6 protein-coding genes and 3 pseudogenes are annotated in these 9956 nt (G+C 58.9%); 7 read left to right on the top strand and 2 right to left on the bottom strand.

Translation table 11 applies throughout. From position 1 onward, the window contains the following. From M0412_RS26265 to M0412_RS26240, 6 genes and pseudogenes are all read left to right on the top strand, one after another. Nucleotides 1-127, top strand: a pseudogene (locus M0412_RS26265) (IS481 family transposase); the annotation flags it as partial. Nucleotides 128-303: 176 nt separating this feature from the next. Continuing rightward, nucleotides 304-1857, top strand: a complete 1554-nt coding sequence (gene istA, locus M0412_RS26260; RefSeq protein ID WP_269704282.1) for an IS21 family transposase — start codon at nt 304-306, stop codon at nt 1855-1857. Nucleotides 1858-1874: 17 nt separating this feature from the next. Beyond that, nucleotides 1875-2651, top strand: a complete 777-nt coding sequence (gene istB / locus M0412_RS26255; RefSeq protein WP_269704284.1) for an IS21-like element helper ATPase IstB — start codon at nt 1875-1877, stop codon at nt 2649-2651. 96 nt (nt 2652-2747) lie between these two features. Next, nucleotides 2748-3011 (top strand): annotated as a pseudogene (locus M0412_RS26250) (integrase core domain-containing protein); the annotation flags it as partial. Between the two features lie 43 nt (nt 3012-3054). Then, nucleotides 3055-4534 (top strand): annotated as a pseudogene (istA, locus tag M0412_RS26245) (IS21 family transposase). Further along, entirely contained in the window at nt 4534-5202 is a 669-nt protein-coding gene (locus M0412_RS26240) for an ATP-binding protein (RefSeq protein WP_269704287.1), read from the top strand. Before istA (M0412_RS26245) ends, M0412_RS26240 begins: the two are co-directional and overlap by 1 nt. Nucleotides 5203-5401: 199 nt before the next feature. Here M0412_RS26240 and M0412_RS26235 read toward each other — a convergent pair whose 3' ends face one another. Both M0412_RS26235 and M0412_RS26230 read right to left on the bottom strand, forming a co-directional pair. After that, the gene (locus tag M0412_RS26235) at nt 5402-7117 is read right to left on the bottom strand and encodes a thiamine pyrophosphate-requiring protein (RefSeq protein ID WP_269704289.1); all 1716 of its coding nucleotides are present in this window, start codon (nt 7115-7117) and stop codon (nt 5402-5404) included. 151 nt (nt 7118-7268) lie between these two features. Then, a complete protein-coding gene (locus M0412_RS26230) occupies nt 7269-8510 on the bottom strand; it encodes a flavin-dependent oxidoreductase (protein ID WP_269704291.1) in 1242 nt (413 codons plus the stop codon). A gap of 365 nt (nt 8511-8875) precedes the next feature. Between M0412_RS26230 and M0412_RS26225 the strand changes: the two genes are divergently transcribed. Further along, the gene (locus M0412_RS26225; RefSeq protein WP_269704293.1) at nt 8876-9826 is read left to right on the top strand and encodes a MarR family winged helix-turn-helix transcriptional regulator; all 951 of its coding nucleotides are present in this window, start codon (nt 8876-8878) and stop codon (nt 9824-9826) included. Nucleotides 9827-9956: the final 130 nt, after the last annotated feature.

Raw genomic sequence — 9956 nt, 5'->3', positions numbered from 1 at the left:
TCTGAAAATCTACGAGAAACACACCCAGGCTAGCGCCATCGACTTCGTCGACCACATCATCGAGAAGTTCCCGTTCCGAATCCATGAGATCAGGACCGACAACGGCCACGAATTCCAAGCCAAATTCTGCGTGTTTCACTAAATCACGGACACCGATTCCGGTAATTCGCGGACAGCGATTTCAGTAAATACGGGACAGTGATTCCGCTAATTCCCGGACAGTTTTCGGGGCGGATATGACGGTCGGTTCTCGGGAGCGCCGTTCTGGCATTTTGCCCTCTCATCATTGGGTTGAGAGGGGCCATGCCAAGACGGAAGCAAGCGAGACGAACGAGCGTGAAGGACATACGATCGATCCTGCGGCTGACGCATGAGCATGGGCTTTCCGTGCGTGCGGTGTCGGAACGGCTGAAGATCAGCAAGACCTCGGTTTCGACCTATCTGTTGCGAGCGCGAGAGGCAGGGCTTTGGGGCTGGCCGCTTCCGCCTGGTTGTGACGATGATGCGGCGCTTGAAGGGCTTCTATTCCGGAGGGTGGGCCGTCCGCCGCAGGATCTGATCGAGCCGGATTGGCCGATGATCGCGCGCGAGCTGAAGCGCAAGGGCGTGACGCTGACGCTGCTTTGGCAGGAATATCGAGGTGCCCACCCCGACGGTTATGGCTACACTTGGTTCTGCGACAGGTTCGGCATATTCCAGCGCCGCACGAGCGCGACATTCCGCAATCGTCACGTGGCGGGCGCGGTGATGCAGACCGACTATGCCGGCCACACCTTGCCCGTCATCGACCCCGATACCGGCGTCATCCGCCAGGCGCAAATCTTCGTGGCCGTGCTGGGCGCGTCATCCTTCACCTTCGCCCATGCCAGCTTCAGTCAAAAGCTGCCTGACTGGATCGAGGGGCAGTGCCGGGCGCTGAGCTTCTTCGGCGGCGTGCCGAAGGCGATCGTCTGCGACAATCTGAAGGCGGGCGTCGTCAAGGCACTGTGGTTCGAGCCGACGCTCAACCAGACCTTTGCCGCCATGGCCGAGCATTACGACACAACGATCCTGCCGACCCGAAGCCGCAAGCCCCGAGACAAAGGAAAGGTCGAGGGTGCGGTGCTGATCGTCGAACGCTGGATCCTGGCCCGGCTGCGCAACAGGCGCTTCTTCAGCCTCGCCGATCTGAATGCCGCAATCGCCGTTCTCCTGGAGGACCTGAACAACCGGCCCATGCGCCATGTCGGCAAGAGCCGTCGGGAGATGTTCGAGGAGATTGAACGTACGGCCTTGTCGCCATTGCCATCGACACCGTTCGAATATGCGGAATGGAAATCGGCGAAGGTCCACCCCGACTACCACGTCGAGGTCGACAGAACCTTCTACTCGACGCCGCATGGGCTGATCGGTCGGCGCGTGGATGTTCGGCTCACCCACCGGGTGGTTGAGATCTTCTACGACCACAAGCGGGTCGCCAGCCACGTCCGCCGCTCGCAGCGCTCCGGTCATGTCACCGTCAACGAGCACATGCCCAAGGCGCACCAGCGCTATGCGAACACGACACCCGCAAGCCTGATCCGACAGGCGATGACGATCGGCGTCAACACCGCCATTCTGGTCGAGCGGCTGATGCGCGACCGACCTCATCCCGAGCAGGGATACCGCTCCGCCTTCGGCATTCTCTCCCTGGCACGCCGCTATGAGCGGGAGCGTCTGGAGGCGGCCTGCGAGCGGGCGCTGATGATCAACGCGATTACCTATTCCTCCGTCAACGCCATCCTCAAATCCGGTCTCGATCGGGCAAGGCCCACCGCAGAGCCCGTCAAACCGACACCGCCGCACACCAACATCCGCGGCGGCTCCTATTATCAGTGAAGGAAAGGAACCAACCCATGCTGACACATCCCACCCTCGACCAGATGCAGGCCCTCGGCCTTGGCGGAATGGCGACCGCCTACCGGGAACTGGCTGAACAGAATAGCCCCGACGATCTCAGTCGCGATGAGTGGCTCGGTCTGATGCTCGATCGTGAAGCGGCCATCCGCGCTGACAAACGTTTGTCCAATCGGCTCGCCGCGTCGAGATTGCGTTTTGCGGATGCCTGCATCGAGAATATTGACTTCGCTGCCCATCGAGGGCTCGATCGGCGCAACACGATGTCGCTGGCCCAAGGCGCATGGTTGAAGGCTCATGAGAACCTGATCATCACCGGGCAGACCGGCACGGGAAAGACCTGGCTGGCCTGTGCCTTCGGACGGCAGGCGGCGAGGCTCGACCATTCGGTGCTCTATCTGCGCATGCCGCGTCTGTTCGAGGATCTCAGTTTGGCGCGCCTCGATGGCCGCTTCCCGCGGCTCGTCGACAAGCTGGCGCGGGTGCAACTGCTGATCCTTGATGATTGGGGCACTCACACACTGAACGACCAGCAGCGTCTCGATCTGCTGGAAATCTTCGAGGAACGCTATCGCCGGAAATCCACACTGATCACCGCGCAACTCCCCATCGCTCAATGGCACGCCATGATCGGAGAGCCGACGATCGCCGACGCCATTCTCGACCGCATCATCCACAATGCCCATCGCATCGGGCTCGAAGGGGACAGCATGAGAAAGCAAAAAACACCGCCACTCTTGACCAGCGACGAAAACGGCGAAATCAATCGCAAATGACTTCAACCAGGCAACCGGAAACCGACCCCATCATGCTGTCCCAGAATTAGTGAAATTGCTGTCCGCGACTTAGCGGAACGACTGTCCCGTTTTTGCGAAATGCGCACCAAATTCCACTGGCACGTCGAGGACAAGGGCATTCGCCACGCATATATCAGACGAGGCACCCCTCAGTTGAATGGCAAGGTCGAGCGCTCACACCGATCAGATCAGCAGGAATTCTACCAGCTGCTCAGCTACAAGGATGACGTCGATCTCGAAGCAAAACTTGACCAATGGGAGCAATTCTACAACTTCCATCGACCGCACGGAGCCTTCAATGGAAAGACGCCTTACGAGGCGCTCCGCGAAAAGCTATAGTCGTACCACGAAATGTCACAAGGGCACCTGCAGCTTACAGCGAGTGGATACGATTGCGCGTGTTCGTCGAGCCTTCCATGTTCAGGGCTGGTCGGTGAAGAAGATCGTCCGGGAGCTGCATGTTTCTCGCAACACGGTCCGCAAGATACTACGATCTGATGAGACTGACTTTTCCTACGAGCGAGAGCGGCAATCGCTTCCGAAGACCGGGGCTTGGAAGGCTGAGATCGAGCGCTTTCTGGCGACGAATGAAGGCAAGCCATCTCGCGAACGGCTGACGCTGATCCGGATTTACGAAGAGCTTCGCGCGTTGGGTTACGACGGCAGCTACGATGCGATCCGGCGCTATGCGAAGGGATGGTCGAAGGACCGGGGTGCTGTGACGGCGGAAGCCTACGTGCCGCTCTATTATTCACCTGGTGAAGCCTATCAGTTCGACTGGAGCCATGAGATCGTCCTGATCCAGGGCGTGACGACGACGGTGAAGGTCGCCGATGTCCGGCTCTGCCACAGCCGGATGATGTTCGCGCGGGCCTATATGCGTGAGAGCTAGGAGATGGTCTTCGACGCGCACGACAAGGCCTTCGACTTCTTCCGTGGCACCTGCACGCGCGGGATCTACGACAACATGAAGACGGCGGTCGAGTCCGTGTTTATCGGCAGGGAACGGCTCTACAATCGCCGCTTCCTGCAGATGTGCAGCCATTATCTCGTCCATCCCGTAGCCTGCACGCCAGCATCCCGCTGGGAGAATGGGCAGGTCGAGAACCAGGTCGGCCTCGTGCGCGAGCGGTTCTTCCACACCACGCCTCAGGGTCAAAAGCCTGGAGGAACTGAATGTCTGGCTGCTCGACAAATGCGTTGCCTATGCCAAGGCCCATAGCCATCCCGAACAGACGGGACAGACGATCCGGCAGATGTTCGAGGCCGAACGCGGCTGCCTCGTGCGCTATGTGGGGCCGTTCGACGGCTTCCATTGTGTGCCAGCGTCAGTATCCAAAACCTGCACCGTCCGCTTCGACAACAACAAATACTCGGTTCTATCGACTGCAGTCGGCCGCCCCTCGAGGTCCATGCCTATGCTGATCGGGTCGTCATCAAACAGGATGGAGTGACGGTCGCTGAACACCAACCGTGGCGAGACCGTCTATGATCCCTGGCACTATGTCCCTGTCCTCGCTCGCAAACCCGGTGCCTTGCGCAACGGCGCTCCGTTCCGGGAATGGGTTTTGCCTGCCGCGATGGAAAAGGTTCGCAAGCGACTGAAGAGCGTCGATGACGGTGATCGGCAGATGGTCAGCATACTCGGATGTGTTCCTGCTGATGGTCTTACCGCCGTTGAAGCTGCCTGCCAGGAAGCGCTCGATCACAGCGTCTGCTCGGCCTCGCTGATCATCAACACTCTGGCTCGAAGCCGCGATCCGGCTCCTGCTGCACCCCTGCAAATCCCGGATGCGCTTCGGCTTGCCCATGAGCCGGTCGACGACTGCGCCCATTACGACAGGCTCAGGAGGGCAAATTAATGGAACGCACGCAGGTTCTCGAACTGATGAGCACGCTGAAGCTCTACGGAATGCGAAGCGCCTACGACGAGGTCATGGGCAACGGCATCAAACGGCAGCACGAACCGCCACGCATCGTCGGTGATCTCCTGCAGTCGGAGATCGCCGAGAAGCAGGCACGCTCCATTTGCTACCAGCTCAGCATAGCCAAACTGCCACTCGCCAAGGACATCGACGACTTCGACTTTGCCGACACGCCCGTGAATGAACCCCTGGTCCGAGAACTGGCTACCGGCACCTTTGTGGCCGACCAGCGCAACGTCGTCCTCGTCGGCGGCACGGGAACCGGCAAGAGCCATCTGGCCATCGCGATTGCCCGTGCTCTCATCCGCAACGGCAAGCAAGGTCGCATGGCAGATTACCTTACGCGCCTCGACTTCATCATCCTCTACGAACTCGGCTATCTGCCGTTCGCGCAGGCCGGAGGTCATCTCCTCTTCCACCTGATCAGCAGGCTCTACGAGCGCACCTCGATCATCGTCACCACGAACCTTGCCTTCGGCGAATGGCCGTCGGTGTTTGGTGATGCCAAGATGACGACGGCACTCCTCGACCGCCTGACCCATCACTGCGAGATCGTGGAAACAGGAAACGAGTCCTGGCGCTTCAAGAACCGCTCTCAAAGCTAAAGCCGAAGATACCCATCACCCGCACTTGGCCTACCCTCTGCAACCCCGGCTAGCGCCGGGCAGGCCAAGCGCTGATCGTCTTCAGGGGGGGTGAATATTGGACGCCGATAAGGGGTCAACATTTCGCGCCGATTGACAATCCAAATTATTGGAACTGATCATTTCTTCGTCACAATCGCGATTTTAGGGAGGCCCACGATCACTGCCTGTCAGACACCGCAATCCGCAGCTCGAGTACCGCCTGCCGCCGCTCGGAGCGAATGACCCCGATAGCTCGTTCGAGCGCGGCGGGAAGATCGCGCCCGTGCTCGATACGCTCGACATAAGCGCGGCTTGCGGAGGCGATCTGCAGATAGTCGGGAGCGGGCTCAAGGTCGATCAGCGGCATTCGATTGGCTCTTACGGCAGCACCGTTCGGATAGCTGCTGACGACGGAACGACGAACGGCGTTCCAGATCCCGTTGTTCTTAATGATCGTCAGTATCGGCAGTTCGAGCGCCTCTGCGATCTGGTGACATGCTACCGGGTTAGCGAACATATAGGAACCATCCCCAACGCACGCGATGCACAAGCGCTCCCGATCAGCAAGCTGGGCCCCAAGGGCGGCAGGCACCCCCCATCCGAGCCCGCCACTGTGAGGAACGGTAAAGACCCGGTTAGGCCCGCACAGGCGCATGGCGTCTGGGGCGACCCCGAGTTCGGAAAACACCACGGCGCGATCATCCATCGCGTCTGCGATGCACCGGCTCATCCATTCTGTCGTCATCGGGGATGCGCAGCCCTGCGCCGACAAAGCTTCGGCGCGTTCGCGCCGTTGTACGGCCCGAGCTACGAACTCATCTCGTCGGCCATCGGCATTTACGGCGAGCGCCCGCATTGCCGCGGAAATCGACGCCACGCCCGCGGCGGGATCGCTAACGATAGCAAGGTCGCTGCGGTAGCTGCGGATAGGCATGCGCTGAAAATGCGGATCGCTTCCAAGATGGATGATCCGGGTTCCCTCGCGCGGCCGATGCAACGATTCCATCCACGGAACGGCGCTGTCGACAACGAGCACCACATCAGCTTCCGCGAGAGGCGCCTTCACGTCATAACCGAGAAACATTGGATGATCCGACGGCATGACATTTCGAATCGTGAAGGGTTCGACCACCGGGACTGCGAACTCATCTGCTAGTTGAACGATTTCCGTTGCTAGTCGCCCATGAGGATCGCCACGCTGGCAGATGATAAGCGGCGCAGCCGCACCAGCGAGCCAGGCTGCGGCAGCGGCTACGGCTTCCGGATCCGGATAGGCGGGCGACGACACGGACTGCGCGGGCGCCGCGGCCGTTGCGGAAGCTGGGATGGTGTCCATCAGCGGCTCGCGCGGCAAGCTGATATAAACCGGGCCACGGGGTTCGCTGCCAGCCAATCGCGTTGCACGCGTCGCCAGCAATTCTCCCTGCTCGGCATAGCGCATCTCATAATTAAACTTGGTGATGTCGCTGACCAAGGACGACTGGTTATACATCTCCTGGCCATATTGAATGGGGGTTACCCGCGAACCCTGACGGCCGCTTTCGGTGATCGGGGTACGCCCAGAGAGAACAACGACGGGAATATTATCACTCGCAGCGTTGATCACTCCCATTACGGAGTTGGCGAGTCCGACATTAACGTGAACCATCGTGGCCTGCGGTTTGCCGGTGACAAGATAGTATCCGTGGGCCATCGCGACACTGGCGGTTTCGTGCGGAACCGTCACGGGTCGCGGAGTCAGGTCCTCCCCCAATGCAACGAAGGCTTCAATGATTGGTGGAAAATCTGTTCCCGAATTCGCAAAAATATAATCGATGCCGTTCCGCTTGAGACCCAATAGAAGCGATTCAGCCCCGGTCTTTGCCGCCGATATCTCACGTTGGTTGCTCGTCATGCTACAAGGTCCCTTCAATCGATCTACTTAAGTTTTGGGTTTGAACGGGACGAGCCCTTAGCCGGGACGTCTGCCAAAACGGCTGACAGATTTGCCCCGCCTTAATGGCTGATTTCTCTCCACCCGCTAATGCCGCAAGTCCTTGGGAATCTTAGCTTTGAGCAACCCGTTCGCGATCGTACCCTGCGATTTTCTTGTAGTTTGAAGAGAGGCTGGCAAGTTCGTCTGCGGAAATGACATCCTCGATGCGGTCGAACGGCTTGTCGCCGGTGCGCTCGAAAACCTCCTTGAGGATGATATCAGGCGGTGTAGAGCGATTTGTGAGCACTACTTTGGCCGTTATTGGCAGCCGTTCTCCTTCATATGCCTTGAGGGCGTCGCGCGGGTTCTCAGCGCTCAGAAGCGCGTCGCCCAGCACCTTTCCATCCAGGATGGCTTGACCTGCGCCATTAGAACCACGAGGGTACATAGGATGAGCGGCATCGCCTAGCAGCGTCACCCGTCCCTGAGACCAAAACGGCAGCGGATCTTGATCGACCATAGGGAATTCCATGACCGCATCCGTGCTGCGCAGTAGCGCCGGCACGTCCAGCCAGTCGAACTTCATGTCCTCAAACGCCCACATGAAGTCGTCGAAGCAACCCTGTTTGTTCCAGTCCCGCTTCTTCTTGTACGTCGGGGTTTCGATCTCGGCCACCCAGTTGATCAACTGGTTCCCTTGGCCGTCGGCATCGTTCCGGATAGGATAGATCACCAGCTTTCCCGTCGACAGCCAGCCGATGCGCGTCATATTGGCTCCATCAAGAAACGGCTTATGTAGCGTTGCTCCGCGCCACATGTTAACGCCGGAATAGACCGGATCGCCCTCGTTGGGGTGCAAGCTCTTGCGAACCACAGAATGCAGGCCGTCGGCCGCCACCATAACGTCGCCGCGCACGCTTTCCAACAGCTTCTGGCCAAGCGTGTCCCGGAAATGCACTGTGACACCACCGTCGTCCTGATCGTATCCGACGCACTGATGGCCGGCATGAAGATGTCGCTTTGTCGCCAGTTCGGCGAAGCGCTGCAGCAGCGACTGATGCAAGTCGCCGCGATGCACGGAATATTGAGGGAGTTCGTAGCCTGCCCGGAGGCCCGCCGGCTCCGAAAAGATATGCTGGCCGAAGCGATTGAAGAAGGTCGATTCATAGGTTTCAACACTTCGGCGGGCGATCTCGCCGAGTACTCCGATCTCGGCCATCACCTTACTCGCATGCGGCAATAGATTGATTCCCAGGCCGACCGGCTGCAACTGCGGCGCTGCGTCATAGACCTCAGGAACGATTCCCCCTGCCGCAAGCTTGCATGCCAGCGTCATTCCACCGATTCCGGCGCCGATAATGATGACCTTCATCTGAAAATTACCCTCCTGCGATTTAGTATGACGTCTGATCACGTATATTGACCGTTTCTCTGCCGAAAATTCCCATCGAAGAGATGACGGCAATAGGACGGGCACCTTGCTTTACCTGAGCTTCTTCAAGCCATTCCCCGCCACTTGAGATTCGGGTTAGCCGTGTCTCGACGGCCTCGTCGCTTCCCACTGCGATCTAAATACCATGACGTCTTACTATTTTCAACCGGATAATCGACTTCCCCAGAAATGTGTATTGCGGGATTGTCGTGGCGATCTGGCCTTGTTAGATAGGATATTGACGAGACGAGGAATCGTAGGATGACTTCTCAATCCTTCGACCGAGCAAGTTGAGCATCTGACGAATGACAAATGAATTGACGATCGACGGAAGTGAGCGACCGGTTTGCAATGCTGATGTCTCGTTCTCGCAGATGTCGGGGCTTTATAACCGCCCCGGATTCAAGATCCGCCGCGCCCACCAGACGGCGGTCGCCATCTTTGCCGCCGAAACGTCGGAACTCGGGATCACATCTACCCAGTTCGGAATTCTCTTCGCGCTGGCCAGCGTCGCCGATCTCGACCAGGCCGGGATGGCGCGTCTGGTAGGGCTCGACCGGTCAACGACTGGACTAGTGGTTGACTTGCTCGAACGGCGCGAACTGCTGCATCGCGTGATGCACGAAGAGGATCGGCGCCGGCGCGTACTTAACCTTTCCGCCAAAGGAAGGGCGCTGTTCGAGCGCTCCCTGGAACCGGCCGCAACTGCCGTAAAAAGCCTGCTAGGAGATGCCGACCAGTCCGAGGTGTCTCGGTTTACCGACATCATGGAACATCTGGTCACTGAACATCTCGGCAGGGGGGAACTGGATACCGAGGGACCGCTGCGCGACCTTTACAGCCGTCCCGGTTATCTGATCCGGCGAAGCCATCAGCTATCGAGCGGGATCTTCGTTCGGGAATGCGAAGCGTTCAATGTAACCACGACACAGTTCGGTGTGCTCTATACGCTGTCGCATTGTCCCGCCATCGATCAGGCGACCCTGGCATGCCTGGTTCATCTCGACCGCTCGACGACCGCACTCGTGATAGGACTTCTTGAGGGACGCGGACTGGTGCAGCGGCGGATCGACCTCGCGGATCGACGTCGGCGCGTACTGACCCTTAGCGATGCTGGAGTGAAACTGTTCCAAGACCTCGGTCCCTCAGCCCAAGAGGCGATCGAACGTTTACTGCGTCCTTTGTCTGGGGGAGAACGAAAGTTTCTGTTGACTATGCTTGACGACATGGTGTCTCGCCACGAGCGTAGCACCTAGGCGTGTAGATATGTCGGTACTCGCGGGACATTTCCATTAGCTTCCCAATTCTGGGACGATGGAGATGCACATGAACAAGGATCAGCGCGAGATACAGCGCAAGCTACGCATTCTGCGGCATGCTGACGAG

The organism is Agrobacterium sp. O3.4 (assembly GCF_041414895.1).
In the GTDB taxonomy this organism is placed as follows: Bacteria; Pseudomonadota; Alphaproteobacteria; order Rhizobiales; family Rhizobiaceae; genus Agrobacterium; species Agrobacterium cucumeris.
This window is presented reverse-complemented; position numbering and strand designations above follow the sequence as displayed.